The sequence below is a fragment of the Caulobacter radicis genome (assembly GCF_003094615.1).
In the GTDB taxonomy this organism is placed as follows: Bacteria; Pseudomonadota; Alphaproteobacteria; order Caulobacterales; family Caulobacteraceae; genus Caulobacter; species Caulobacter radicis.
In genome coordinates this window covers 51,018-77,339 of sequence record NZ_QDKO01000021.1, presented here as the reverse complement: position 1 = coordinate 77,339, position 26,322 = coordinate 51,018, and the positions used below count along the sequence as shown (strand labels likewise).

The 26,322-nt window shown below is 67.3% G+C and carries 24 protein-coding genes; 1 reads left to right on the top strand and 23 read right to left on the bottom strand.

Features of this window, described 5'->3' with window-relative positions:
- Nucleotides 1–148: 148 nt before the first annotated feature.
- The 5 genes from tsf to sidA all read right to left on the bottom strand — a co-directional run bounded on the left by tsf (nt 149) and on the right by sidA (nt 6,898).
- Nucleotides 149–1,087, bottom strand: coding sequence for a translation elongation factor Ts (gene tsf / locus DDF62_RS13435; RefSeq protein ID WP_116489574.1), 939 nt, complete (start codon nt 1,085–1,087; stop codon nt 149–151).
- 109 nt (nt 1,088–1,196) lie between these two features.
- Nucleotides 1,197–2,042, bottom strand: a complete 846-nt coding sequence (rpsB, locus tag DDF62_RS13430) for a 30S ribosomal protein S2 (protein WP_116489573.1) — start codon at nt 2,040–2,042, stop codon at nt 1,197–1,199.
- Nucleotides 2,043–2,721: 679 nt separating this feature from the next.
- Complete coding sequence (locus tag DDF62_RS13420; protein ID WP_116489572.1) at nt 2,722–3,072, bottom strand: GFA family protein; 351 nt, start codon at nt 3,070–3,072, stop codon at nt 2,722–2,724.
- A gap of 279 nt (nt 3,073–3,351) precedes the next feature.
- A complete protein-coding gene (dnaE, locus tag DDF62_RS13415; protein WP_116489571.1) occupies nt 3,352–6,783 on the bottom strand; it encodes a DNA polymerase III subunit alpha in 3,432 nt (1,143 codons plus the stop codon).
- 25 nt (nt 6,784–6,808) lie between these two features.
- On the bottom strand, nt 6,809–6,898 hold the full coding sequence (gene sidA / locus DDF62_RS13410; protein ID WP_101719827.1) for a cell division inhibitor SidA: 90 nt from the start codon (nt 6,896–6,898) through the stop codon (nt 6,809–6,811).
- A 172-nt stretch (nt 6,899–7,070) separates the two neighbouring features.
- Here sidA and DDF62_RS13405 point away from each other — a divergent pair, with 172 nt between their 5' ends.
- Nucleotides 7,071–8,027 carry a nucleoside hydrolase gene (locus DDF62_RS13405; protein ID WP_116489570.1) on the top strand — a complete coding sequence of 319 codons (957 nt, stop codon included), beginning with the start codon at nt 7,071–7,073 and terminating at the stop codon, nt 8,025–8,027.
- 16 nt (nt 8,028–8,043) lie between these two features.
- On the opposite strand, the gene DDF62_RS13400 is transcribed toward DDF62_RS13405, so the two are convergent.
- The 18 genes from DDF62_RS13400 to nuoG all read right to left on the bottom strand — a co-directional run bounded on the left by DDF62_RS13400 (nt 8,044) and on the right by nuoG (nt 26,322).
- Nucleotides 8,044–8,730: an ABC transporter ATP-binding protein gene (locus tag DDF62_RS13400; protein WP_116489569.1), complete on the bottom strand. Its 687-nt coding sequence runs from the start codon at nt 8,728–8,730 to the stop codon at nt 8,044–8,046.
- A complete protein-coding gene (locus tag DDF62_RS13395) occupies nt 8,723–9,997 on the bottom strand; it encodes a lipoprotein-releasing ABC transporter permease subunit (protein ID WP_116489568.1) in 1,275 nt (424 codons plus the stop codon). The genes DDF62_RS13400 and DDF62_RS13395 overlap by 8 nt, the downstream gene beginning before the upstream one ends.
- The gene (gene proS, locus DDF62_RS13390) at nt 9,997–11,325 is read right to left on the bottom strand and encodes a proline--tRNA ligase (RefSeq protein ID WP_116489567.1); all 1,329 of its coding nucleotides are present in this window, start codon (nt 11,323–11,325) and stop codon (nt 9,997–9,999) included. Before proS ends, DDF62_RS13395 begins: the two co-directional genes overlap by 1 nt.
- Nucleotides 11,326–11,738: 413 nt before the next feature.
- The gene (locus DDF62_RS13385) at nt 11,739–11,999 is read right to left on the bottom strand and encodes a DUF1467 family protein (protein ID WP_116489566.1); all 261 of its coding nucleotides are present in this window, start codon (nt 11,997–11,999) and stop codon (nt 11,739–11,741) included.
- Nucleotides 11,999–12,418, bottom strand: coding sequence for a methylmalonyl-CoA epimerase (mce, locus tag DDF62_RS13380; protein WP_101719833.1), 420 nt, complete (start codon nt 12,416–12,418; stop codon nt 11,999–12,001). The genes DDF62_RS13385 and mce overlap by 1 nt, the downstream gene beginning before the upstream one ends.
- 61 nt (nt 12,419–12,479) lie before the next feature.
- A complete protein-coding gene (locus DDF62_RS13375) occupies nt 12,480–13,214 on the bottom strand; it encodes a rhomboid family intramembrane serine protease (RefSeq protein WP_116489565.1) in 735 nt (244 codons plus the stop codon).
- Nucleotides 13,215–13,221: 7 nt separating this feature from the next.
- Nucleotides 13,222–14,901: a ribonuclease J gene (locus tag DDF62_RS13370; protein WP_116489564.1), complete on the bottom strand. Its 1,680-nt coding sequence runs from the start codon at nt 14,899–14,901 to the stop codon at nt 13,222–13,224.
- Complete coding sequence (locus DDF62_RS13365; RefSeq protein ID WP_116489563.1) at nt 14,898–15,686, bottom strand: type III pantothenate kinase; 789 nt, start codon at nt 15,684–15,686, stop codon at nt 14,898–14,900. Before DDF62_RS13365 ends, DDF62_RS13370 begins: the two co-directional genes overlap by 4 nt.
- On the bottom strand, nt 15,683–16,453 hold the full coding sequence (locus DDF62_RS13360) for a biotin--[acetyl-CoA-carboxylase] ligase (protein WP_116489562.1): 771 nt from the start codon (nt 16,451–16,453) through the stop codon (nt 15,683–15,685). The genes DDF62_RS13365 and DDF62_RS13360 overlap by 4 nt, the downstream gene beginning before the upstream one ends.
- 1 nt (nt 16,454) lies before the next feature.
- Nucleotides 16,455–17,894 carry an NADH-quinone oxidoreductase subunit NuoN gene (nuoN, locus tag DDF62_RS13355; RefSeq protein ID WP_116489561.1) on the bottom strand — a complete coding sequence of 480 codons (1,440 nt, stop codon included), beginning with the start codon at nt 17,892–17,894 and terminating at the stop codon, nt 16,455–16,457.
- An 8-nt stretch (nt 17,895–17,902) separates the two neighbouring features.
- Nucleotides 17,903–19,387: an NADH-quinone oxidoreductase subunit M gene (locus tag DDF62_RS13350; protein WP_116489560.1), complete on the bottom strand. Its 1,485-nt coding sequence runs from the start codon at nt 19,385–19,387 to the stop codon at nt 17,903–17,905.
- Nucleotides 19,388–19,397: 10 nt separating this feature from the next.
- Nucleotides 19,398–21,461, bottom strand: coding sequence for an NADH-quinone oxidoreductase subunit L (gene nuoL / locus DDF62_RS13345; protein ID WP_116489559.1), 2,064 nt, complete (start codon nt 21,459–21,461; stop codon nt 19,398–19,400).
- A gap of 4 nt (nt 21,462–21,465) precedes the next feature.
- Nucleotides 21,466–21,771: an NADH-quinone oxidoreductase subunit NuoK gene (nuoK, locus tag DDF62_RS13340; RefSeq protein ID WP_101719841.1), complete on the bottom strand. Its 306-nt coding sequence runs from the start codon at nt 21,769–21,771 to the stop codon at nt 21,466–21,468.
- The gene (locus DDF62_RS13335; protein WP_116489558.1) at nt 21,768–22,385 is read right to left on the bottom strand and encodes an NADH-quinone oxidoreductase subunit J; all 618 of its coding nucleotides are present in this window, start codon (nt 22,383–22,385) and stop codon (nt 21,768–21,770) included. Before DDF62_RS13335 ends, nuoK begins: the two co-directional genes overlap by 4 nt.
- An 81-nt stretch (nt 22,386–22,466) precedes the next feature.
- Nucleotides 22,467–22,958: an NADH-quinone oxidoreductase subunit NuoI gene (gene nuoI / locus DDF62_RS13330; protein WP_058346359.1), complete on the bottom strand. Its 492-nt coding sequence runs from the start codon at nt 22,956–22,958 to the stop codon at nt 22,467–22,469.
- Nucleotides 22,955–23,197: a hypothetical protein gene (locus DDF62_RS13325; RefSeq protein ID WP_116489557.1), complete on the bottom strand. Its 243-nt coding sequence runs from the start codon at nt 23,195–23,197 to the stop codon at nt 22,955–22,957. The genes nuoI and DDF62_RS13325 overlap by 4 nt, the downstream gene beginning before the upstream one ends.
- Nucleotides 23,194–24,258 carry an NADH-quinone oxidoreductase subunit NuoH gene (gene nuoH, locus DDF62_RS13320; protein ID WP_116489556.1) on the bottom strand — a complete coding sequence of 355 codons (1,065 nt, stop codon included), beginning with the start codon at nt 24,256–24,258 and terminating at the stop codon, nt 23,194–23,196. The genes DDF62_RS13325 and nuoH overlap by 4 nt, the downstream gene beginning before the upstream one ends.
- 3 nt (nt 24,259–24,261) lie before the next feature.
- Nucleotides 24,262–26,322 (bottom strand): NADH-quinone oxidoreductase subunit NuoG, encoded by a 2,061-nt coding sequence (gene nuoG, locus DDF62_RS13315; RefSeq protein WP_116489555.1) that lies wholly within the window; start codon nt 26,320–26,322, stop codon nt 24,262–24,264.

Here is a 26,322-nt window from a genome sequence, read left to right as displayed (position 1 = left end):
AAGTGGGATCGGTTTTGCGCCATACCGGCGCGTCGCCGTTCAAGCGCAAAAAAAGGGCGCGGCGCGCGTCAAACGCGCCGCGCCCTTGCTTTGTCGACCTTGCAGACGACGGACCGGAGGCCCGTCGCCTTCATTGTCTTAGCTGGCCTTAGGCCTGGCCGGTCATCGAGGCGACTTCGGCGGCGAAGTCGTCCTGCTTCTTTTCCACGCCTTCGCCCAGGGCGAGACGGGTGAAGCCCTTCACGGTGATCGGCGCGCCGAGGGTCTTGCCGGCTTCGGCCACCAGCTGCTCGACGGTCTGGTCCGGGTTCATGACGAAGGCTTGCTTCAGCAGCACGACTTCTTCCAGGAACTTGCGGATGCGGCCTTCGATCATCTTCTCGATGACCGAAGCCGGCTTGCCCGACTCCAGAGCTTGCTCGGTGAACACGGCCTTTTCACGCTCGATGGCGGCCGGGTCCAGATCGTCCGGCGACAGCGACAGCGGGGCGGTCGCGGCCACGTGCATGGCGATCTTGCGGCCCAGCTCGCGCAGGGCGGCCTTGTCGCCGGTCGACTCGAGCGCGACCAGCACGCCGATGCGGCCGAGGTCCGGCGCGGTGGCGTTGTGGACGTACGAGGCGACGACGCCGTTCTCGACGCTGTGCTTGGCGGCGCGACGGACCATCATGTTCTCGCCGATCGTGGCGATCAGGTTGGTCAGGTGGTCCTGCACGGTCTCGCCGCCGGCCAGCTTGGCGCCGGTGATGGCGTCGATCGAGCCGTCGGTGCCCAGGGCGGCGCCGGCGATCTGACGGGCGGCGACCTGGAACAGGTCGTTGCGCGACACGAAGTCGGTTTCGGCGTTCACTTCGACGGCGGTCGCGGTTTCACCAGCGCCGTTTTCCGACACGGCGATGGCCACCAGGCCTTCGGCGGCGGCGCGATCGGCCTTCTTGGCGGCCTTGGACAGGCCCTTGGCGCGCAGCCAGTCGATGGAGGCCTCGATGTCGCCGTTGTTCTCGGCCAGGGCCTTCTTGCAGTCCATCATGCCGACGCCGGACTTCTCGCGCAGTTCCTTGACCAGCGCAGCCGTGATCTCAGCCATGGAAAATCTCCAGATTCAAACGTTTAGCGACCGGGCTTGATAGCCCGGTCGCGTGTCGGTAGCGCGACGACCGCCAGCCCCTCAGGGAGAGCCGGCAGTCGAAGAGAAATCAGCCGGCGGCCGATTCGTCGGCGGCGGGAGCAGCGACTTCTTCAGCAGCAGCTTCCGGGGCGGCCGCTTCGGGAGCGACTTCCGGGGTCAGTTCGCGGGCCAGGGCCGGCTCGATCGGAGCGACCGAAGCGCCCAGGTCGACGCCCGAGGCGGCTTGACCGGCGGCCAGGCCGTCCAGGACGGCGTCGGCGACCAGGTCGCAGTACAGCTGCAGGGCGCGGGCGGCGTCGTCGTTACCCGGGATCGGGTAGGTGATGCCGTCCGGATCGCAGTTGGTGTCGAGGATGGCGACGACTGGGATGTTCAGCTTGCGGGCTTCGAGGATCGCGATCGCTTCCTTGTTGGTGTCGATCACGAACATGATGTCGGGGATGCCGCCCATGTCCTTGATGCCGCCCAGCGACAGTTCCAGCTTGTCGCGCTCGCGGGTCAGCTGCAGCAGTTCCTTCTTGGAACGGCCGGCGCCTTCGCCGCCCATGATGCCTTCCAGCTCACGCAGGCGAGCGATCGAGCCCGAGACGGTGCGCCAGTTGGTCAGGGTGCCGCCGAGCCAGCGGTGGTTGACGTAGTATTGGGCGCAGCGCTTGGCGGCCGTGGCGACCGGATCCGAAGCCTGGCGCTTGGTGCCGACGAACAGCACGCGGCCGCCGGCGGCGGCGACTTCACGGACCTTCACCAGGGCCTGGTGCAGCAGCGGGATGGTCTGCGACAGGTCGATGATGTGGATGTTCGAGCGCGAACCGAAGATGTAGCGGTCCATCTTCGGGTTCCAGCGGTGCGTCTGGTGACCGAAGTGGGCGCCGGCTTCCAGGAGCTGACGCATGGAGAATTCGGGAAGAGCCATCGGGCCTTTATCCTTTTTCCGGTTGAACCTCCGTGGACACCCCCGCTCCAGACCATTCTGGAGACGGGACCGGAACGGCGACGACGGGATGTCTCCCCGGCGCTGCCGAACGTCCACGTGTGGAATGGCGCGCAGATAGTCGTGAAACGCGGAGAATGCAAGCCTTTCCCGACGCGGACCGGTCGCGAGGGCCGTCCTTCCCGAACATTCACGGCCCGGCGCACGTCCTGGCCCCGGCGCCCGCGCGAGAGGCCGGACCGAGGCAGCGAGCCGGGGTTGGAGCCCGGCGAGGACACCCGCGAGGGCGCCCAACGCCCATCGGCCCGGTGTCGCGGAAAACCCCGACAGCCATTCGAGATCCTGGCGCGCCGATGCGCTTAGCCCGGAATGACGCCCCCTCTTCGAACTCCGCCCACCCCAGCCCGAAGCGGTCCTTAATTCGACCAGCCCGCCGCAGCCTCCCCCCGTCCATCCATGGATCTACCTACAGGCGGCCAGAATGCTGGCGCGAAGTCGGACGCTGGTCCGACAGGCCGCCCCGTCACCTCGCCGCCGCGGAAGCGGGAGACAGGAGGCCCCGCGGGACCGCCAGACCGCCCGTCCAGCTCATGGCCGGCGTCGCCCCCTTTGAGCGAAGGGCCTGGCGAGGCCTCCGCCTTCCAGCCGTCAGAACCAGCCGTCAGAACGACTTGCCATCGACCTGCTGCGGTTCGAGCCCGAAGACGTCGACGCCGTCGATGCAGCGGACATTGATCGCCGCCATCTTCGCGCCGTTCGGGGCCTCGCCCCGAGCGAAGGATTCGATACCGCAATCGGCGCAGAACAGATGCTGGATCTTGCCGGTGTTGAACCGGTACTCGGTCAGGGCGTCCTCGCCCGACAGCAGGGTGAAATCATCGATCGGCGCGAAGGCCAGGACCGAGCCCAGCTTGCCGCAACGCGAGCAGTTGCAGGTGATGGTCTGCGACAGGTCGGCCTCGACCTCGAAGCGGACCCTGCCGCATTGGCAGCCGCCAGTGTGCTTGCTCATGGTTTCCTCCCAAGGGCGCCGGCCAAGGAGGCAGGCGCCTTCGACCATACCGACCGGAAGGGGTCGAACGCCCCTCCCCGCCGCATCCAATGCACCGACCGCGAGCCTGCCGGGACGCCAGCGCCACCCAGACGAACTTACGGTCGATCAGCAGCGCCACGCCCCTGAGCGGACGCACCGCGCCGGACGACTCGGCCCCGGCTTCTCCCAGCCGCCTCGCCTGATCGCCGGGCCCAAGACCCGCGAAAGCCAACCGCGAGGCCTCAAGGTGCGAGGCCGTTAGATATCTTCCAGCAGCGCCACGCCCGGCGCGGTCTTCAGCGCCCCGCGCAACGAGGCGTCCAACGTATAGCGGCCCGGCAGCTTCAGCTCGATCTCGCGCCCGCCGCCCAGGGCCGCGACGAAGCTGATCTCCCCGCCTTTCTGGGTCGCCGCCGGCTCGATGCGGCGCTTGAGGGCCTCGATCTCGGTGGCCGCCGGCGACAGGTGCACCCGCAGGCCGGCCACGACGTTCTCGATGGCCTTCTCGATCGGCTCGGCGTCGTCGCCGAAGAACCGCACCTCGCCGTCACGGGCCTTGGAACGGACCTTGATGACCACGCCCTTGCCCGGCTCGAGCACGTCGCGGCACTTGCGCAGGGATTCCGGCGGGAACAGCACCTCGTACTCGCCGGACGGATCCGACAGCGACACGAAGGCGAAGCGCTCGCCGCTCTGCGAGGCGCGTTCCTGGCGGCGGCGGACGATGCCGCACATGCGCAGGGCTTCCGCCCCGGCCTCGGCCTGGGCCATGGCCTCGGTCAGCATCACGGTGCGCCGGCGGCGCAGCATGCCGACCATGTCCTCCAGCGGGTGGCCGGTCAGGTAGAAGCCGACGGCCGACAGTTCCTCGTCCAGAAGATCGACCTGCGTCCAGGGCTCGACCTTCTTCAGGCGCGGGCGGCTGGCGGCCGCGTCGCCGCCGAACAGCGCATGCTGGCCGCCCTGGCGGTCGGCCGCGACGCTCTGGCCGTGGGCGATCAGCACGTCGGCGTTGGCGAACACCTGGGCGCGGTTCTTGTTGAACGAGTCGAAGGCCCCGGCCCGCGCCAGGTTTTCGATGGCGCGCTTGTTGACCTGCTTGGGGTCCACACGCTCGACGAAGTCGAAGATGTCGCGGAACGGACCGCCCTCGTCGCGCACGGCCACGAGGTGCTTCATGGCTTCCAGGCCGACGTTGCGCACCGCGCCCAGCGCGTAGAGAACCTCGCCGTTCTCGACCTCGAAGTCGGCGCCCGACCGGTTCACGTCAGGCGCCCGCACCGTGATGTTGAAGCGGCGCGCGTCCTGGTGGAAGACCGCCAGCTTGTCGGTGTTGGAGATATCCAGGCTCATCGACGCGGCGAGGAACTCGACTGGCGTATTGGCCTTCAGCCAGGCCGTCTGGTAGGCGATCAGGGCGTAGGCGGCCGCGTGGCTCTTGTTGAAGCCGTAACCGGCGAACTTGGCCACCAGTTCGAAGATCGAGCCCGACTGCTCCTCGGGTACGCCCTTCTCCTTGGCGCCGGAGACGAAACGGATCTTCTGGAGATCCATCTCCTCCTTCTTCTTCTTACCCATGGCGCGACGCAGCAGGTCGGCCTCGCCCAGGCTGTAGCCGGCCAGGATCTGGGCGATCTGCATCACCTGCTCCTGGTAGACGATGACCCCATAGGTCTCGCGCAGCACGCCCTCAAGCGACGGGTGCAGGGTGTCGACGGGCTTTCGGCCGAACTTGCAGTCGACGAAGGTGTCGATGTTGTCCATCGGGCCCGGGCGATAGAGCGAGATCAGCGCCGTGATCTCCTCGATCGAACCGCAGCGCATCTTGCGCAGGGTGTCGCGCATGCCCTGGCTTTCGAGCTGGAACACGCCGACCGTCTGACCCGAGGCCAGCAGTTCGTAGCTCTTGGTGTCGTCGAACGGCAGGCGGCCCAGGTCCACTTCCATGCCGCGCTTGCGCAGGTGCTTCACCGCGCGGTCGAGCACGGTCAGGGTCTTCAGGCCCAGGAAGTCGAACTTCACAAGCCCCGCGCTCTCGACCCACTTCATGTTGAACTGGGTGGCCGGGAAATCCGAGCGCGGATCCTTGTAGAGCGGGGTCAGCTGGGTCAGCGGCCGATCGCCGATCACCACGCCGGCGGCGTGGGTCGAGGCGTTGCGGAACAGGCCTTCCAGCTGCAGGGCCACGTCCAGGCAGTTGGAGACGTTGGCGTCCTCGTTCTTGGCCTGTTTCAGGCGCGGCTCGATGTCGATGGCCTGGGCCAGGGTCACCGGGGCGGCCGGATTGTTGGGCACCATCTTGCAGAGACGGTCGACCAGGCCCAGCGGCAGCTGCATCACCCGGCCGACGTCGCGCAGCACGGCGCGGGCCTGCAACGAACCGAAGGTGATGATCTGGGCTACGCGGTCGCGCCCATACTTGTCCTGCACGTAGGCGATCACCTCTTCGCGTCGCTCCTGGCAGAAGTCGACGTCGAAGTCGGGCATGGAGACCCGCTCGGGATTGAGGAAACGCTCGAACAGCAGGCCAAAGCGCAGCGGGTCGAGGTCGGTGATGGTCAGCACCCAGGCGACCAGAGAACCGGCGCCCGAACCCCGCCCGGGCCCGACCGGGATGCCGTGATCCTTGCCCCACTTGATGAAGTCGGAAACGATCAGGAAGTAGCCGGGGAAGCCCATCTTGACGATGATGCCCAGCTCGAAGTCGAGCCGCTCCCAGTAGACGTGCTCCTCCATCGCCAGGGTCAGGCCCTCGAGGCGCATCCGCAGGCCTTCACGGGCCTGGTGAGCCAGCTCCTCGGCCTCGTTGCGGCCGTCGCCGGTGGGGAAGCTGGGCAGAATGGGATCGCGCTTCTTGACCATGAAGGCGCAGCGGCGGGCGATGTCGAGGGTGTTGTCGCAGGCCTCCGGCAGGTCGGCGAACAGCTTGCGCATGTCCTCGGCCGGCTTGAACCAGTGCTCGGGCGTCACCCGGCGACGCTCGTCCTGGCCGACGAACGAGCCGTCGGCGATGCACAGCAGCGCATCGTGGGCGTCGTAGAGATTGGGCTTGGCGTAGTAGCAGTCGTTGGTGGCGACCAGCGGCGCGTCGTGGTCGTAGGCCCAGTCGACCAGACCCGGCTCGGCCGCCGCCTGCTGCGGCAGGCCATGGCGCTGCAGCTCCACATAGAAGCGGTCGCCGAACACCCTCTGCATCTCGGCCAGGGCCGCATTGCCCTCGGCGGTCTTGCCGGCGGCGAACAGACTGTCGACAGGACCGTCGGTTCCGCCCGACAGCAGGATCAGGCCTTCGGAATACTCGACCACCTTGGCCCAGGGCACGACCGGCTCGGCCAGTTCGCCGCTTTCCAGATAGGCCAGCGACGACAGCTCAGAGAGGTTCAGATAGCCCCGCTCGTTCTGCACCAGCAGGGTGATCGTCGGTTCGCGCGCCCAGCGCTCGGCCGGCTTGGCGCCGATGCCCTTCACCGGCAGGGCGCAGCCGATGATCGGCTGGACGCCGTTGTCCTTGGAATAGACGGAGAACTCCAGGGCGCCGAACAGGTTGGCCCGGTCGGTGATCCCCGCGGCGGGCATGCCGCCGGCGGCGGCCATGCCCGGGATCTTGTCGGCCTTGATAGCCCCCTCCAGCAGCGAATAGGCCGACCGGACGCGGAGGTGGACAAAACCCTGACCTTCCACACCCGACATGACCAGACCCTCGCTGCTATTCGACTCAGGTCACCAACTGGGCGACCGAACACATCATCCAGACGAAGCCGGCGACAGATACAAGCGCCAAAGACTCACGCGCGATCCGGACCATAACATCCCTCCACAGCTCGTTGGCCAGTTGCCGTTTTGTTCTATATTCCCCTTTCGTTCTTACCACAATAGTCCACAGGCACGTTGCGAGCTTTTTTGTCGCGCGGGGCCGATCGCCGCGGATCAACCGGGCGGCTCTGGCCTTCCCGCGCGGAACGCGGCAGAAGCCCGCCATGCGCCTGATCATCGACACCGACACCGCCGGAGACGACGTCTTCTCCCTGATGCTCGCCCTGCGCCGCCCGGGCGTCAGCGTCGAGGCCATCACCATCAGCCACGGCAATGTCGGCTTTACGCAGCACGCAGAGAACGCCCTGGTGACGCTGGAGGCCTGCGAGGCTGCCGGCGTTCCGGTCTATCTGGGCGCGGGCAAGCCATTCAGCCGTGTCCCGCTGGACGCCGCCTACGTGTTCGGCGAGGACGGCATGAGCGACGCGGGCTTTCCCAAGACCGCCCAGCGCCCCTCCCCCGGCCACGCGGCCGACGAGATCGTGCGGCGGGTGATGGAAGCGCCGGGCGAGATCACCCTGCTGGCCCAGGCGCCGCTGACCAACATCGCCCTGGCCGTGCTGCGCGAGCCGGCGATCGCCAAGGCCGCCAAGGCCCTGTGGGTCATGGGCGGCGCCGACAACGGCGTGGGCAACGTCACGCCGGCGGCCGAATACAACTTCTATGTCGATCCCGAGGCGGCCAAGATCGTCGTCAACGCCGGCTTCGACCTGCACGTGGTGACCTGGACCGAAACCCTGCGCGACGGCCTGCTGACGACCGCGCAACTGGGCGAGCTCGACGCCCTGGGCACCCCGCGCGCCAAGTTCTTCACCAAGGTCAACGAGGCCTCGCTGGCCTTCGCCCGCGACACCGAGGGCCTGGACGGCAGCCTGCACCCCGACGCCCTGACCTGCGCGGCCATGCTCGACGAGACCCTCGTGCTGGAAGCCGAGCGCTGCGTGATCGACGTCGAGACCATGGGCGAGCTGACGCGCGGCTATCTCAGCGTCTCGCACTCGATCCTGCCGGACATCGAGATCGCCGACCCGGCCCTGAAGCGCCGCGAGCCCAACGCCCGGGTCATCAAGAAGATCGACCAGGCCGGGTTCTTCGCGGCGATGCGGCAGGCGCTTCTCTAGGAAGCGCCTCGACGTCCTAGAACGTCTGCGGCTCCAGGTGGCCGTCGCGCAGGGCGAAGACCCGGTCCATGTAGCGGGCCAGTTCCATGTTGTGGGTGGCGATCAGGGCGGCGACGCCCTGCCCGCGCGCCAGGTCGTACAGCGCCTGGAAGGTGGCGGCCGAGGTCGCCGGATCGAGGTTGCCGGTCGGCTCGTCGGCCAGCAGGAGCTTGGGCGAATTGGCCAGGGCGCGGGCGATGGCCACGCGCTGCTGCTCGCCGCCCGACATCTGGCCGGGCTGGTGATCCACGCGGGCGGCAAGACCCAGTTGGCTCAGAAGCCCCACGGCCCGCTCGCGGGCCTCGGCCCGGCGACGGCCGGCGATCATCTGCGGCAGCTCCACGTTCTCGGCGGCCGTGAACTCCGGCAGCAGGTGATGGAACTGATAGACGAAGCCCACGGTCGACAGCCGCACCTTGGTGCGCTGGCGCTCGGAGAGCTTGGAGCAGTCCTTGCCGTCGACAGCGATGATGCCGGCGTCGGGGCGCTCCAGCAGGCCCGCCGCATGCAGTAGCGACGACTTGCCCGAGCCCGACGGGCCGATCAGGCCCACGACCTCGCCCGGATAGACGTCGAGATCGGCGCCGCGCAGTACCGTCAGCTTGCCGGCCTCGGTGACGTAGGTGCGCTCGACGCCGCGCAGCGACAGGACGGGGCTACTCATAGCGAAGGGCCTCTACGGGATCGAGGCGCGAGGCCCGCAGCGCCGGCGGCAAGGTCGCCAGCACGCTCATCAGGGTGGAGATCGAGACGACGCCGCCCACCTCGACCCAGTCGATCTTGGCCGGGATATGGGCCAGGAAATAGATGTCGGCGCTGAACACCGCCGTGCCGGTGGCCCATTCGACGAAGTTCTGGATGGCGGTGATGTTGGCGCAGAACAAGACGCCCAGCAGCAGGCCCATCAGGGTGCCGGCCAGGCCGATCGAGGCGCCGGCCATGATGAAGATGCGCAGGATCGACGACTGGCTGGCGCCCATGGTGCGCAGGATGGCGATGTCGCGGCCCTTGTTCTTCACCAGCATGACGAGGCCGGAGATGATGTTGAGGGTGGCGATGGCGACGATGAAGAACAGGATCAGGCGCATGACCTTGCGCTCGACCTGCAGCGCGTTGAAGTAGCTGCTGTTCTTGTCCATCCAGTCGGTGATGAAGGCGCCGGGGCCGACGGCCTGCTCGATGGCGGCCTTGGCCTGCTTGGCGTTGTCGGGATCGGTCAGCTTGACCTCGACATAGTCGATGGCCGTGTCGCGCCCGAAGAACAGCTGCGCCTGGGCCAGCGGCATCATCACGTAGCTCTCGTCGAACTGGCTCATGCCGACGCTGAACACGCCGCCGACGACATAGTCCTTCTCGCGGGTGGAGGTCCCGAAGGCCGTTGCCGGGCCGGACGGCGAGATCAGCGTGATCGGATCGCCGACCGAAAGCCCCAGGTTGCGGGCCATGCGGTCGCCGATCAGCACCATGTCGCCGCCGTACTCGCCCTCGCCATAGCCGTCGAGCGAGCCCTGCTTGATGTTGCCGGAGATCAGCTTCATGCCGCGCAGGTCGGCGGGGTTCACGCCCCGCACGATGGCGCCGGTCACCTGGTTGGGACCGATGACCATGGCCTGGGCCTCGACCAGCGGCGCGGCCTGGATCACGCCGGGGGTGGCCTTGATGCGGGCGATGACGCCCTCGCGGTCCGGGCCGTTGACCAGCGGCCCCTGCGCGTAGATGTGGCCGTTGAAGCCGAGCAGCCGGCCGAGGAGTTCGGCGCGGAAGCCGTTCATGACGCTCATCACGGTGATGAGGGCGAACACCGCCAGCATAACCGCGCTGAACGAGATCACCGAGATCAGGGCGACGCCGCCGTTCTTGCGCTTGGTGCGCAGGTAACGCCAGGCGACCGTCCGTTCCCAGATCCCGAAGGGCCCCGCGCCGAACGCCATCAGGCGGCGGCCTTGCCGGTCAGGCGGGCGATGACCGCGTCGAGCGGCTCGGACACGCGCTCGCCGGTCTTGCGGTTCTTCAGCTCGACCACGCCGTCGGCGATGCCCTTGGGACCGACGATCAGCTGCCAGGGCAGGCCGATCAGGTCCATGGTGGCGAACTTGGCGCCGCCGCGAGCATCGGTGTCGTCATAGAGCACGTCGACGCCGGCGGCCTGCAGGGCCTTGTAGGCGCTGTCGCAAGCCGCGTCGCAGGCGCCGTCGCCCTGGCGCATGTTGACGATGCCGACGTGGAAGGGCGCGACGCTTTCCGGCCAGATGATGCCGCCTTCGTCGTGGCTGGCCTCGATGATCGCGCCCAGCAGGCGCGAGACGCCGACGCCGTAGCTGCCCATCTGGGCCGGTACTTCCTTGCCGTCCGGACCCATGACATAGGCCTTCATCGGCTCGGAATACTTGGTGCCGAACGAGAAGATGTGCCCGACCTCGATGCCGCGGGCCGACAGGCGGTCGCCCTCGGGGATCGCGTCGAAGGCGGCTTCGTCGTGCATCTCCTCGGTCGCGGCGTACAGCGCCGTGCGCTGGTCGACCAGCGGCTGCAGGTCGCCGTACCAGTCGACGTCGGCGCCGGGCGGATCCATCTCGACCAGGTCCTTGTGGCAGAAGACGGCGCTTTCGCCCGTCTCGGCCAGGACGATGAACTCGTGGGAGAGGTCGCCGCCGATCGGGCCGGTGTCGGCGCGCATCGGCACGGCCTTCAGGCCCATGCGGGCATAGAGGTTCAGGTAGGCCACGAACATGCGGTTGTACGACTTGCGCGCGCCCTCGGCGTCGAGGTCGAAGCTGTAGGCGTCCTTCATCAGGAACTCGCGGCCGCGCATCACGCCGAAGCGCGGGCGGCGCTCGTCGCGGAACTTCCACTGCACGTGGTAGAGGTTCTTGGGCAGGTCCTTGTAGCTCCGCACAGAGGCGCGGAAGATCTCGGTGACCATCTCCTCGTTGGTGGGCCCGTAGAGCAGCTCGCGCTCGTGGCGGTCGGTGATGCGCAGCATCTCCGGGCCGTAGGCGTCGTAACGGCCCGACTCGCGCCACAGGTCGGCCAGTTGCAGGGTCGGCATCAGGAGCTCGACGGCGCCGGCGCGATCCATTTCCTCACGGACGATCTGCTCGACCTTGTTGAGCACCCGCAGGCCCAGTGGCAGCCAGGCGTAGATGCCGGCCGCCTCCTGGCGGATCATGCCCGCGCGCAGCATCAGCTGGTGCGACACGATCTGGGCGTCGGAGGGAGCTTCTTTCAGGACGGGCAGGAAGTAGCGCGACAGGCGCATGGACGAGACGTCTCCGGGAGTATTCGAGGCGTTGAGATAGCCGGTCGCCGTTCAGCTTGGCAACGCGCGCGGCGAAAAGATGACGTTTTGAGTGTCGAGGGCGCCTGACTGTCGAAAGAGTTGGGCGAGGCCGCGCTCTCTTCGACCCGACACCCCGAGCGGAGCCATAACGAAAAGAAGGCCGCGCGGTTCAATCGCGCGGCCGTTCAAGTTCATCGTCGGGGAAGACGCCACAGAGCAAGGCCGAACCCGGCCTCGTCATGACAATCTACGACCGTCGAACGGCTGTTGGGGCATGCGATTGCCGCCCAGATGCGAGGTCCGCGCGTTTCGCCCAAGACATGGGCGTTTGACGGGCAGGAGATCGCAGGTCGCCCATGTCTTGGGCGCCCAGCCCCGGGCTGCAAAAGTTTTCAGTAGGTCGAGGGCAGGTCCGGCAGGGTCACCAGCTGAAACTTCACCACCAGCCAGAGAATCGTGAACAGCACCGCGGTCACCCAGGTGGTGGTGAGGAACTTGCGCTTCAGGTTCGGGTTCACCGGCGCGCCGGGATCGGCGCCCGGCGGCGGCTCGATTCCCATCTCGTGATAGCTGCGCACGCCCAGCGGCAGCACGGCGAACAGCACCGTCCACCAGATGGTCAGGAAGATCGCGACGCTGGTGATCGGTCCCATCAGTGATGCGCGTCCTTGGGGCTTTCCATCAATTCCACGAGCATGCCGCCCATGTCCTTGGGGTGAACGAAGATGATCAGCGTTCCATGGGCGCCGATCCTGGGTTCGCCTAGCACGGTCGCGCCCTTTGCGACCAGAGCGTCGCGGGCCTCGTAGATGTTCTCGACCTCGAAGCAGACGTGATGCTGGCCGCCCTTGGGGTTCTTGGCCAGGAAGGCGTGGATCGGGGATTTCTCGCCGTAGGGCTCGATCAGTTCGATCTGGCTGTTGGGCAGGTTGACGAAGCAGACCCAGACGCCCTGCTCGGGCATGGCCCACTTTTCGGTGACCGAGGTGGCGCCCAGCAGCTCGCGGTACATCTTCACCGACTCGTCGATGGAGGGCGTGGCGACGCCGATGTGGTTGAGCCTGCCGATCATTGATCCTGTCCCGGTTGGTGCGGAGTTGGAGACCAACTAACCGCGCCTCCGGTCACGGCAGTCAAGCGCCGCGAAGGCCCTTCAGCCAGTGGAAGCGCACCGGCAGCACGCCGACCAGCAGCAGGCCGAGCACGAAGCCGCCCAAGTGCGCCTGCCACGAGACGAGGATCAGGTCCTGCTGACTGGCCAGGCCGTAGGCGCCGGCGGCGACCACGACGACGAGGTTCATGACCAGGAACGACAGCGCCGAACGGCCGACGGCCTTGGAGAAGATCGGATGCAGCTCTTCCCTGCCCGGCCCGACCAGGCGCGCGCCCGCGCCCCACAGGCCGCAGATGGCGCCGGACGCGCCCAGCAGCCAGGCGTCGGGCATCAGCAGCCCGGCCAGCGCCACGCCGGCCAGGCCGCAGCCGACATAGAGACCGCCGAACAGCAGGCCGCCGAACGCGTCGCGCCCCAGGCGCTGGGCGATGCCCGGCCCCAGGGCGACCAAGGCCGCCGAGTTCATGACCACGTGCAGCCAGCCGGCATGCAGGAACATCGAGGTCAGCGGCGTCCACCACAGACCGTCCCGGAAGTTGCCGGGATGGAAGGCGCCGTAGCTGAGCATCCGCTCCTCCAGCCCCAGCGGCGCGCTGGCCAACTGGGCGGCGAAGACGATCCAGATCAAGCCCAGGGTCACCAGGACCGGCCAGGCCTCGAACCAGATGACGGCAGGCCCCTGGCCGAAGATCCCCTCGCGCCGCGCAGGCGGCGGCTCGGGGGGCTCGGTCGGGACCTGGTCGTCGATGCTCATGCGGGCGTCAGAGGCGCAGGACGGTCGTCTCGACGACCGGCTTGCGTTCCCAGATGCGGAAGGCGGCCTTCTTCACCGCGCGCGAGATGGCGTTCTCGATCGTTTCGTCGATCTCGCGGTCGTCGCCCGACAGGCGCTTGAAGGCCTCTTCGGCCTCTTCGGCCAGGTCGTCCAGGGCCTCGTCGAGCGGGTATTCCTCGTCGCCGGCCAGGCCCAGGCCCCGGACCTGCGGGCCCGAAACGACCTTGTTGCGGCCGTCCAGCACGATCGACACGGCCAGCACGCCGTTGAACGCCGCGTGGCGACGCTCGCGCAGGGCCTCGCCGTTCTCGGGCGTCACGACGCCGCCGTCGACGTACAGGCGACCGGCCGGAACCTCGTCGATGATCTCCGGATGACCAGGCGCCAGACGCACCATGTCGCCGTTGCGCGGGCTGACGGCGTGCGGAACCTGCAGGTCCTTGGCGAAGGCGGCGTGCTCGAGCAGGTGGCGGCGCTCACCGTGGGTCGGCACCGCGATCTGCGGACGGGCCCACTGGTACATCTGCTTAAGCTCGTCACGGCACGGGTGGCCGCTGACGTGAATGCCGGGGGTGTCGCGCTCGGTGTGCAGGCGCACGCCGCGATCGGCCAGCTTGTTCTGCAGGTTGCGGATCGGAATCTCGTTGCCCGGGATCACGCGCGAGCTGAACACCACGTGGTCGCCCTGCGAAAGCTTGACGTGCGGGTGGTTGCCCTCGGCGATGCGGGCGAGAGCCGCCCTCGCCTCGCCCTGGCTGCCGGTGCAGAGATAGAGGATCTCGTTCTCCGGCATGTGCTTGGCCTGATCGTCGGTGAGGAACGGCTCCAGCCCGTCCAGCAGTCCGACCGAGCGGGCGGCGGCGGCCATGCGGTGCATCGAGCGGCCGGCGAGGCAGACCTTGCGGCCGGCGGCCTGGGCGGCGCGGATCACGGTGTCCATGCGCGCCACGTTCGAGGCGAAGCAGGCCACGGCGATCTTGCCCGTCAGGCCTGCGATCAGCTTGTTCATCTCGACGCGGACGTCGGCTTCCGAGCCCGACTCGCCCTCGACGAAGACGTTGGTGCTGTCGCAGACCATGGCCAGCACGCCCTCGTCGCCCAGTCGGCGCAGGGCGTCGACGTCGGTGGCCGCGCCCAGCTGGGGATCGGGATCGATCTTCCAGTCGCCGGTGTGCAGGATGGTGCCCAGCGGCGTCTTGATCGCCAGGCCGTTCGGCTCGGGGATCGAGTGCGTGAGCGTGACCATTTCCAGGTGGAACGGGCCCAGGTCGAAGCTGCCGCTCAGCGGCACCTCGATGATCTCGACCTCGTCCAGCAGATTGGCGTCCCGCAGCTTCTCGCGCAGCAGGAAGGCGGTGAAGGGCGTGGCGTAGACCGGCGCCTTCAGCTGCGGCCACAGCCAGGCGACGGCGCCCAGGTGGTCTTCGTGCGCGTGGGTCAGGACGATGCCGAGGATATCGTCGGCATAGGGGACGATATATTCGGGGTCGGGCAGGATGATCTCGACGCCCGGCGTCGTCTGGTCGCCGAAGGTGACGCCGAGGTCGACGACGATCCACTTGCGGTCGTCGGCGGGCCCGTAGCCGTACAGATTGAAGTTCATGCCGATCTCGTTCGACCCGCCCAGCGGCAGGAAGACGAGCTCGTCGTTGGTTTGCTTTTTCATTCGGTCCCTAGATGGGTATTGCGGCGGTGAATTTCGAGGAGACCACGGATGGTCAGATCAGGGTCGAAGTGGTCGATGCTGTCGGTGGCGCCCTCGAACAGCGAGGCGACGCCGCCGGTGGCGACCACGGTCAGGGCCTCGCCGCGCTCTTTCTTGATGCGCGCGACCAGTCCTTCGATGAGTGAGATGTAGCCCCAGAACACGCCCGACTGCATGGCGCTGACGGTGTCGGTGCCGACGACGCGGTTGCGCGCGGGACGCTGGATGGCGATGCGGGGCAGCTTGGCGGCCGCTTCGTGCAGCGCCTGCATGGAGAGGTTGATGCCGGGGGCGATGATGCCGCCCTCGAAGGCGCCGTCGGCGGCCACGACGTCGAAGGTGGTGGCCGTGCCGCTGTCGATGACGATCAGCGGCCCTTTGTAGAGCATGCTGGCGCCCACGGCGTTGACCAGGCGGTCGGCGCCGGCCTCCGACGGCTTGTCGATGCGGATATCGACGCCCAGCTTGGCGTTCTCGCCGATCACCAGCGGCTCGACGTTCAGGTAGCGGCGCGACAGGTTGCGCAGGTTGAACAGCGATTGGGGCACGACGCTGGAGATGATGCAGGCGTCCAGCGAGCGGAAGCCCAGCCCCTGCATCGACATCAGCTGCGACAGCCAGACGACGTATTCGTCGGCGGTGCGGGTGCTCTCGGTGGCGGCCCGCCACTGGGCGATCCACGACTGGCCGTCGTGGATGGCGAACATGGTGTTGGTGTTGCCCTGTTCGATGGCCAGCAGCATCACGAAGCTCCGAAGAAGACGTCGCCGGCGGTGATCCGGCGCAGTTGGCCGTCGGCCAGGCGCAGGCGCAAGGCCCCATCGCCGTCGAGGCCCTCGGCTATGCCCTCGACCGTCTCGGTCCCCAGGCGGGCGACGCAGGGCTCGCCCAGGCCGTGGGCCTTGGCGGTCCAGGCGTCGGCGATGGCGGGAAAGCCCAGGCGCAGCCAGACATCCAGCCAGCGGTCGAACGAGGCGGCCAGCACGCCGATCGCCTCGACCGGCGTCGGCGGCGGCTCGGCGCGCCAGGTCGGCAAGGCCGTGGTCGGGCGTTCGCTGTCGATGGGCTTGCGGGCCAGGTTCACCCCGATGCCCACGGCCAGCCACAGGCCGCCGTCCGGCGACTTGCCGGACTCGATGAGAATGCCGCTGATCTTGAGGCCGCCGACCATCGGGTCGTTGGGCCATTTCAGGCTGACCAGGCGCTCGGGCACGTAGGCCGCCAGCAGGTCGGCCACCGCCAGGGCGGCGACGAAGGAAACCTGGGCGGCTTCGGCGGGCGGCTTGTCGAGGGTCAGCAGAAGCGTGGCGGCCAGGTTGCCGTCGCCGGTTTCCCAGGCGCGACCCCGGCGGCCTCGACCCGCGGTCTGGCGCAGGCCGACGATCCAGACGGGCTCGGTCCGCCCCGCTTCTGCGCGGCGGCGGACCTCGGCATTGGTCGAGTCGATCTCGTCGAGAACGACGACGGGCGGCCCCTTGCCCGCCCCGTTATCGAACGGGGGGCCGCCCGTCACGTCAGAGGTGGCCGAAGGCGGCCGCCGCCGCCTTGGCGGCGGGGTCGAGCCAGACCAGGGCGGCCAGGACGATCGGGAACGAGAACAGGGCCGCGGCGAAGCCGATCGCGCGAGCGGTCGGTTGCGGCTTGTCCACCGAGCCCGCGGGCGCGTCGAACCACATCGCCTTGATCAGGCGCAGGTAGTAGAACGCGGCCACGACGCTGCCCACCAGGCCGAGCACGGCGGCCCACTGCAGCGGCACGTCGCCCGAGCCCATGGCGGCCTTGAAGACGTAGAACTTGGCCCAGAAGCCCGAGAACGGCGGCAGGCCGAGGGCCGACAGCGAGAACGCGGTCATGGCCAGGGCGATGCCGGGACGTTCCTTCACCAGGCCGGCCATGTCCTCGATGGTCTCCATCGGCTTGCCGTCGCGGCTCAGCGCCTGCAGGCAGGCGAAGAAGCCGGTGACGTCCACCATGTAGAGCACCATGAAGACCAGCATCGAGTGCAGGCCGATCTCGCCGCCGGTGGCGACGCCCAGCAGGGCGTAACCGACGTTGGCGATCGAGGAATAGGCCCAAAGGCGCTTGAGGTTGGTCTGGGCCAGGCCGGCGAAGGCGCCGACGAACACCGACAGCAGGGCCGCGATGATCAGCACCTGGCGCCATTGCGACACGGCGTCGGGGAAGGCGTCGCCCAGCACGCGGGCGAACATCATCATGGCCGCCAGCTTCGGCGCGGCGGCGAAGAAGCCGACGACCGGGGTCGGGGCGCCTTCGTAGACGTCCGGGGTCCACATGTGGAACGGCGCGGCCGAAACCTTGAACGCCAGACCGCAGATCACGAAGATCAGGCCGAACAGCAGACCCAGGCCGTGAGCGCCGTGCGAGGCGGCGGCGATGTCGGCGAAGCGGGTCGAGCCGGCGAAGCCGTAGATCAGCGAGGCGCCGTACAGCAGGATGCCCGACGACAGCGCGCCCAGCACGAAATACTTCAGACCCGCTTCCGAGGCCTTGGCGTCGTCGCGGCGGAAGGCCGCCAGGACGTACAGGGCCAGCGATTGCAGCTCGACGCCGATATAGAGGCTGATCAGGTCGCCCGCCGAGGCGGTGATGCCCATGCCGACGGCCGACAGCACCACCAGGACCGGGAACTCGAACTTCTGGTCGCCGCGGGCGGCGAGCCAGCGGTCGCCGAGCACGACGGCCAGGGCGCTGAACACGAAGATCGCGACCTTGGCGTAGCTGGCCGCGGCGTCGGCCGAGTAGACGCCGTTGAAGGCGTGGCCGTGCGGGCCGATCGCCGCCAGGACGGCGGCGGCCAGCAGCGCCAGCACCGAAGCGCCCGTGAAGACCGGCGTGGTCTTCTTGGAGAAGGCGCCCCAGACCAGCAGGACCAGGGCCGAGACGCCCAGGACCAGCTCGGGAAGGACGAGGGAGATGTTGGCGGAGAACGTCATGGGATCCCTCACCCGCCCACGGCGGCGCGCCAGGCGCCGACGAGCCCGTCGACGGACGACGCGGTCAGGTTGAACACAAGATTAGGATAGATGCCGAGCACCAGGGTCATGATGATCAGCGGCACGAACAGCAGGATCTCGCGCGCGTCGAGGTCGGTGATCGTCTTCAGTTCCGGGTTGACGATCTCGCCGTACATGACGCGGCGGTACAGCGTCAGGGCGTACATCGCCGACAGGATCACGCCGGTCGCCGACACGATCGCCGTCCAGGTCGAGGCCTGGTAGACGCCGGTCATCGTCAGGATTTCGCCGACGAAGCCCGAGGTGCCCGGCAGGCCGACATTGCCCATCGTGAACAGCAGGAACACGAAGGCGTAGTGCGGCATGCGGTTGGTCAGGCCGCCGTAGAAGGCGATCTCGCGGGTGTGCATGCGGTCGTAGACGACGCCGACGCAGAGGAAGAGCGCGCCGGAGATCACCCCGTGGCTGATCATCTGGAACAGGGCGCCCTGCTCGCCGGCGGCGTTGCCCGAGAAGATGCCCATGGTCACGAAGCCCATGTGGGCGACCGACGAATAGGCGATCAGCTTCTTGATGTCGGTCTGACGGAAGGCGACCAGCGAGGTGTAGACGATGGCGATGCCCGACATCGCGAACACCAGCGGCTGGAACATCTCCGAGGCGTTCGGGAACATCGGGATGCTGAAGCGCATGAAGCCGTAGCCGCCCATCTTCAGCAGAATGCCGGCCAGGATGACCGAACCCGCCGTCGGGGCTTCCACGTGGGCGTCAGGCAGCCAGGTGTGCACCGGCCACATCGGCATCTTCACCGCGAACGAGGCGAAGAAGGCCAGCCACAGCCAGGTCTGGAGCCACGGCGCGAACTTGTAGGTCATGAGTTCGGGGATCGACGAGGTGCCGGCGATCGAGATCATGGCCAGGATGGCCGCCAGCATCAGCACCGAGCCGAGCAGCGTGTAGAGGAAGAACTTGTAGGCCGCGTAGATCCGGCGCTTGCCGCCCCAGATGCCGATGATCAGGAACATCGGCACCAGGCCCCCTTCGAAGAAGAGGTAGAACAGCACGAGATCCAGCGCGCAGAACACGCCGATCACCAGGGTCTCGAGGACCAGGAAGGCGATCAGGTACTCGACGACGCGCTTCTCGACCGACTTCCAGCTGGCCACGATACAGATCGGCAGCAGGAAGGCGGTGAGCAGGACCAGCAGCACCGAAATGCCGTCGATGCCCATGCGGTAATGCAGGCCGGCGAACCAGGCGAAGTCTTCCACGAACTGGAAGCCCGGGTTCTTGGCGTCGAACTGGAGCGTCAGCACCAGCGCCAGGGCGAAGGTCACCAGAGTGGTCGCGAGCGCGATCCACTTGGCCAGGGTGTCGGTGGCGGCGCCCGCGCCCTTGGCGGCGCGAGCCGCCAGGATCAGGGCCACGCCGACGAGCGGAGCGAAGGTCGTAAGGCTGAGCAGACCAGTCATCGATCCGTCCTCAACGGAATGCGTAAAGGGCGAACGTCAGCAGGCCGGCGACGCCGAGCAGCATGACGAAAGCGTAGTGGTAGACGTAGCCGGTCTGGGCTTTGCCCGTCTTGCGGCCGACGGCGTAGGAGACGGCGCTGACGCCGTCGGGACCCAGGCGATCGATGATCTTCTGGTCCCCGCCCTTCCAGAACAGGTCGCCGAGGAACTTGGCGGCGCGCACGAAGGTGGCGTCGTACAGCTCGTCGAAGAACCACTTGTTGTAGAAGAACACGTACAGCGGACCCTTGCGCTCGGCGAGCTTGAGACCCAGCCGCTCGTTGCCCTTGATCAGGTAGACGTAGACGGCGATGGCCAGGCCGAGCAGCGAGGCGACCAGCGGGCTCCACTTCACCCAGGTCGCAACGTTGTGCGCGTCGTGCAGCACGTGGTTGGTCGGGGCGTTGTAGATCGCGCCGCGCCAGAACTCGGCCTCGTGGTGACCCACGAAGTAGCCGGTGAAGACGAAGCCGGCGGCGACCGCGCCGATCGACAGCACGATCAGCGGGAACAACATCACCCACGGGCTCTCGTGCGGCTTGTGATCATGGCCGTGGCCATGGTCGTCATGACCGTGATCGTCGTGCGCGCCGTGGGCGTGGTCGTCATGGCCGTGAGCGGCGTGCGCGTCATGGCCGTGGTCGTCATGACCCCAGCGGGCCTTGCCGTTGAAGGTGAAGAACGCCAGGCGCCACGAGTAGAACGAGGTCAGGCCCGCGACGAGGACGCCGATCACCCATGCGAACATGGCGATCTGGTTGTGGCCGCCCGCGGCGAACGCGGCTTCGATGATGGTGTCCTTCGAGTAGAAGCCGGCGAAGCCCAGGTGCAGCGGCGGGAAGCCGAGGCCCGTGATGGCGATCGTGCCGATCGTCATGGCGATGAAGGTCACCGGCAGCATCTTGGCCAGGGCGCCGTAGCGGCGCATGTCCTGCTCGTGGTGCATGCCGTGGATCACCGAACCGGCGCCCAGGAACAGCAGGGCCTTGAAGAAGGCGTGCGTGAACAGGTGGAACATGGCCGCCTGGTAGGCGCCCACGCCGGCCGCGAAGAACATGTAGCCCAGCTGCGAACAGGTCGAGTAGGCGATCACGCGCTTGATGTCGTTCTGGGTCAGACCGACCGTGGCGGCGAACAGGGCCGTCACCGCGCCGATGACCGTGACGATGTTCTTGGCCACCGGGGCGTACTCGAACATCGGCGACAGCAGGCACAGCATGTAGACGCCGGCGGTCACCATGGTGGCCGCGTGGATCAGCGCCGACACCGGGGTCGGGCCTTCCATGGCGTCCGGAAGCCAGGTGTGAAGGAAGAACTGGGCCGACTTGCCCATCGCGCCGATGAACAGCAGGAAGCAGGCGATGTCGACCAGCGGCCAGCTATGGCCGGCGAACTGCCAGCTGCGGGCGGCGCCCGACTGGATCATCGGGAACAGCTCGGCGAAGTTGATCGTGCCGAACGCCCAGTAGACGGTCATGATGCCGAGCGCGAAGCCGAAGTCGCCGACGCGGTTGACGACGAAGGCCTTGATGGCGGCCGCGCTGGCCGACGGCTTCTTGAACCAGAAGCCGATCAGCAGGTACGAGGCCAGACCCACGCCTTCCCAGCCGAAGAACAGCTGCATGAAGTCGGCGGCGGTGACCAGCGACAGCATGGCGAAGGTGAAGAGCGACAGGTACGCGAAGAAGCGCGGCTTGCTGTCGTCCTCGGCCATGTAGCCCCAGGAATAGATGTGCACGAGCGCCGAGACGGTCGTGACCACGATCAGCATGGTCGCCGACAGGGCGTCGATGCGGATCGACCAGTTGGCGATGAAATCGCCCACGTGGATGAAGGGCAGCAGCGAGACCGTGAAGGCCTCCATGTGACCCCAGGTCCACTGGCTGAAGGTGACCCACGACAGCGCGCAGGCCAGGATCAGCAGGCCCGTGGTGACGGCTTGCGAAGCGACGTTGCCGATCCGCCGGCCGAACAGGCCAGCGATGATCGCGCCCACCAGCGGGGCGAAGACGAGAATGGTGACGAGCGATTGCACTGGGTCAGCCCTTCATCATGCTGGCGTCGTCGACCGCGATGTCGCCGCGGTTCCGGAAGAAGGTCACCAGGATGGCGAGGCCCACGGCGGCCTCGGCGGCCGCCACGGTCAGCACGAACATCGCGAAGATCTGGCCCACCACGTTGTGCAGGTAGGCCGAGAAGGCGACCAGGTTGATGTTCACCGCCAGCAGGATCAGCTCGATCGACATCAGGATGACGATGATGTTCTTGCGGTTCACGAAGATCCCGAAGACGCCGATCGTCAGAAGGATGGCGGCGACGATGAGGTAATGCGGAAGGCCGATCATTCGCTGATCCCCTCGCCCGGCTTGATCTGCACGAGTTCCATTCCGGTCTTGGGCGTGCGGGCGACCTGCTTGCCGATGTCCTGGCGCTTGACGCCCGGCTTGTGACGCAGGGTCAGGACGATGGCGCCGATCATGGCGACCAGCAGCACCAGGCCCGCTGCCTGGAAGAAGAAGATGTAGTCGGTGTAGAGCACCCGGCCGATGGCCTCGGTGTTGCTGACACCGCCCGGCGAAGCCAGCGGGGTCGCGTTCTTGGACGCGGCGCCGTTGGTGGCCACGCTGACGGCGACCATGATCATCTCGATCGTCAGGACGCCGCCGACCAGACCGCCGATGGGCAGGTACTGGGCGAAGCCGTCCCGAAGCGCTTCGAAGTCGATGTCGAGCATCATGACGACGAAGAGGAACAGCACCGCGACCGCGCCCACATAGACGACGATCAGCAGCATCGCGAGGAACTCCGCGCCCAGGAGGACGAAGAGGCCAGCGGCCGAGAAGAAGGCGGTGATCAGGAAGAGCACCGAGTGCACGGGGTTCTTGGCCGAGACGACGAGAAGACCCGCCGCAATGGTCACGAACGCCAGCAAGTAGAAAGCTATCGCCTGCAAGGCCATTGGCCCAGGTGCTCCCCTGATAAGTTCAAATAACAGCGACGTGCGAAGCGCACGCCGCCAACTCGGATTCGCGCCGACCGTTTAGCGGTACGGAGCGTCCAACTCCAGATTCTTCGCGATCAGCCGTTCCCAACGGTCACCGTTGTCGAGCAGCTTTTCCTTGTCGTAGTAGAGCTCTTCACGCGTCTCGACCGCGAACTCGATGTTCGGGCCTTCGACGATGGCGTCCACCGGGCAGGCCTCCTGGCACAGGCCGCAGTAGATGCACTTGACCATGTCGATGTCGTACCGGGTCGTGCGGCGGCTGCCGTCCTCGCGCGGTTCGGCCTCGATGGTGATGGCCTGGGCCGGGCAGATGGCCTCGCACAGCTTGCAGGCGATGCAGCGCTCTTCCCCGTTGGGATAGCGACGCAAGGCGTGCTCGCCGCGGAAACGAGGCGACTGCGGGCCGCGCTCGTTCGGATAGATCACGGTCTTCTTCGGCGCGACCAGATACTTCATGGCCAGGCCGAAGGCGCCCGCGAAGTCCAGCAGGGCGACGCCTTTGACGGCTTGGGTGATACGACTCATCATGGCCGCTTAACCTTCGGAATGACGCAGGTGTAGTTCGAAAGCTGGGCGGGATCTCCCCCGTCCATCTTGGCTTGCAACGATCCGCCTTCGGCCTGGCACTTGTCGCCGGCCCGACGCAGCTCGTCGTAGTTCACGATCCCTCGCCCCAGCGAATAGGAGCGGTCCTCGGCGACGGACGCGCAGGCGCCCGTAGCCATCAGGACCAGCCCCGTCAGGGCCAGGGCGAGCGGACGCCTCATCCCGCCACCGGCGAGAAGACGCGCCAGGCCGCGACCAGGACGACCAGCACCAGCGACATCGGCAGGAAGACCTTCCAGCCCAGGCGCATCAGTTGGTCGTAGCGGTAGCGGGGCACGATGGCCTTGGCCATGGCGAACATGAAGAACCAGAAGCAGATCTTGGCGTAGAACACCAAGGCCAGCAGCAGGTTGGCCGCGAACGTCGGCCAGGTCGCCATGAAGTCCGTCGGGAAGCCGGGGTTCCAGCCGCCGAAGAACAGCACGTTGATCATGGCGCACATCAGAACGATGTTCGAATATTCGGCGACCATGAACAGCAGGTACGGGGTCGAGGAATACTCGACCTGGTAACCGGCCACGAGTTCGGATTCGGCTTCCGGCAGGTCGAACGGCGGGCGGTTCGTCTCGGCCAGGGCCGAGATGTAGAACATGCCCATGGCGATCACCATGACCGGCAGCAGGACGATGTTCTTGAGGCCGCCGCCGAAGACGTTCCAGTTCCAGATCCAGCCCGACTGGGCCTCGACGATCGTCGACAGGTTCATCGAGCCGGCCAGCAGGATCACCGTGATGATGATCAGGCCGATCGACACTTCGTACGACACCATCTGCGCCGCCGAGCGCAGCGCGCCCAGGAACGGGTACTTCGAGTTCGAAGCCCAGCCGCCCATGATGATGCCGTAGACGCCCAGCGAGCTCATCGCCAGCAGGTAGAGGATGCCGACGTTCAGGTTGGAGACGACCCAGCCCGGCGCGAACGGCACCACGGCCCAGCCGACGAAACCCAGGATCAGGCTGATCAGCGGGGCCAGCAGGAAGATGGCCTTGTCGGCGCCGGCCGGGATGACGATTTCCTTCAGCACGAACTTGCCGAAGTCGGCGAACGACTGAAGCAGGCCGAAGGGACCGACGACGTTCGGGCCCTTGCGCATCTGGACGCCGGCCCAGATCTTGCGGTCGGCGAGCAGCAGGAAGGCCAGGCTCAGCAGAACCCAGATCACGACCAGCAGGATGCCGCCGAGCGTGAGGCCGAACCAGAGAAGCGGATTGATCTCGTTCACGGCTTACTCCGCGGCGATCTTGGAGGCGGCCGAGACGTTGGCCGCGCACTCGGCCATGGTCACGCTGGCGCGCGCGATGGGATTGGTCAGGTGGAAGGCCTTCACCGGGCTCTCGAACGGAGCGTCGGTCGCCTCCCCTTCCCCGCCGATACCGGCGAGGTCGAACACGGTGGGAACCGAGCCCGGAGCGAAGTCGATCTGGCCGAAAGTCGGGTGATCGGCGAACAGCTTGGCGCGCAGCTGGTCCAGGCTGTCGTACGGCAGCTTGTGGCCCAGAGTTTCCGACAGCGCCCGCAGGATCGACCAGTCTTCCTTGGCCTCGCCCTTCGGGAACACGGCGCGCTTGCCCATCTGCACCCGGCCCTCGGTGTTGACGTACAGGCCGTTCTTTTCGGTGTAGGCGGCGCCCGGCAGGATGACGTCGGCCTTGTGGGCGCCGGCGTCGCCGTGGGTGCCGAGATAGATCTTGAAGGCGTCGCTGGCGGCGCTTTCGCACTCGTCGGCGCCCAGCAGGAACAGCACGTCGACCGCGCCCGGCTTCAGCATGTCGCCAGCGGCCAGGCCACCCTCGGCCGGCACGAAGCCCAGGTCGAGGCCGGCCACGCGGGCGGCGGCGGTGTGCAGCACGTTCCAGCCGTTCCAGCCTTCGCGGACCACGTTGAAGGTCTTGGCGAGGCCGGCGGCGGCCTTGAGGATCGCCGCGCCGTCGGCGCGGGCGATGGCGCCCTGGCCGATGATGATCGCGGGGCGCTCGGCGGCCTTCAGGGCGGCGACGAAGTCGTTCTTGGCCTTGGCCAGGCCCGACAGGGTCTTGGCGCCGGCGCCGAGGTAGTCGTAGTCGAAGGTCAGGTCGGCTTGCTCGCCGATGACGCCGAAGCGGGTCTTGCCGGCGATCCACTGCTTGCGGAAGCGGGCGTTGAGGACCGGGGCCTCGAGGCGCGGGTTGCTGCCCACGAACAGCACGACGTCGGCGTCTTCGATGCCGGCGATGGTCGAGTTGAACAGCCAGCTCTCGCGCGGGCCCGCGCCCAGGGCGGCGCCGTCCTGGCGGGCGTCGAGGTTCTTCACGCCCAGGGCGGTGAAGAGGTCCTTGGTCGCCTTCAGGCTTTCGGCGTCCTGCAGGTCGCCGGCGATGACGCCGATGCGCTCAGGGGCGGTCGCCTTGATCTTGGCCGATACGGCGGCGAAGGCTTCGGCCCAGGTGGCCGGCTTCAGCTTGCCGTCGACGCGGACGTACGGACGGTCCAGGCGCTGGCGCTGCAGGCCGTCGACGGCGTAGCGGGTCTTGTCGGAGATCCACTCTTCGTTGACCTCCTCGTTGATGCGCGGCAGCACGCGCAGCACGGCGTTGGCGCGGCCGTCGACGCGGATCGACGAGCCGAGCGCGTCCATCACGTCGATGCTTTCGGTCTTCTTCAGTTCCCACGGACGGGCTTCGAAGGCGTACGGCTTGGAGGTCAGGGCGCCGACCGGGCACAGGTCGATGACGTTGGCCGACAGCTCCGAGGTCACCGCGGCGCCCAGGTAGGTCGTGATTTCAACGTCTTCGCCGCGCGAGATCAGGCCGATTTCCGGCGAGCCGGCGACTTCGGTGATGAAGCGGACGCAGCGGGTGCACTGGATGCAGCGCGTCATCACGGTCTTGATGAGCGGGCCCATGGCCTTCTCTTCGACCGCGCGCTTGTTCTCGTCGTAGCGGCTGTCGTCGCGGCCGTAGCCGACGGCCTGGTCCTGCAGGTCGCACTCGCCGCCCTGGTCGCAGATCGGGCAGTCCAGCGGGTGGTTGATGAGCAGGAACTCCATCACACCTTCGCGGGCCTTCTTGACCATCGGGGTGTTGGTGAAGATCTCCTGGCCCTCGGCCGCCGGCAGGGCGCACGAAGCCTGCGGCTTCGGCGGACCGGGTTTGACCTCGACCAGGCACATGCGGCAGTTGCCGGCGATGCTCAGACGCTCGTGATAGCAGAAGCGCGGGATCTCTTCCCCAGCCAGTTCCGCGACCTGCAGAACCGTCATGCCGGGTTCGAACTCGACCTCGACGCCGTTGACCTTGGCGATTGCCAT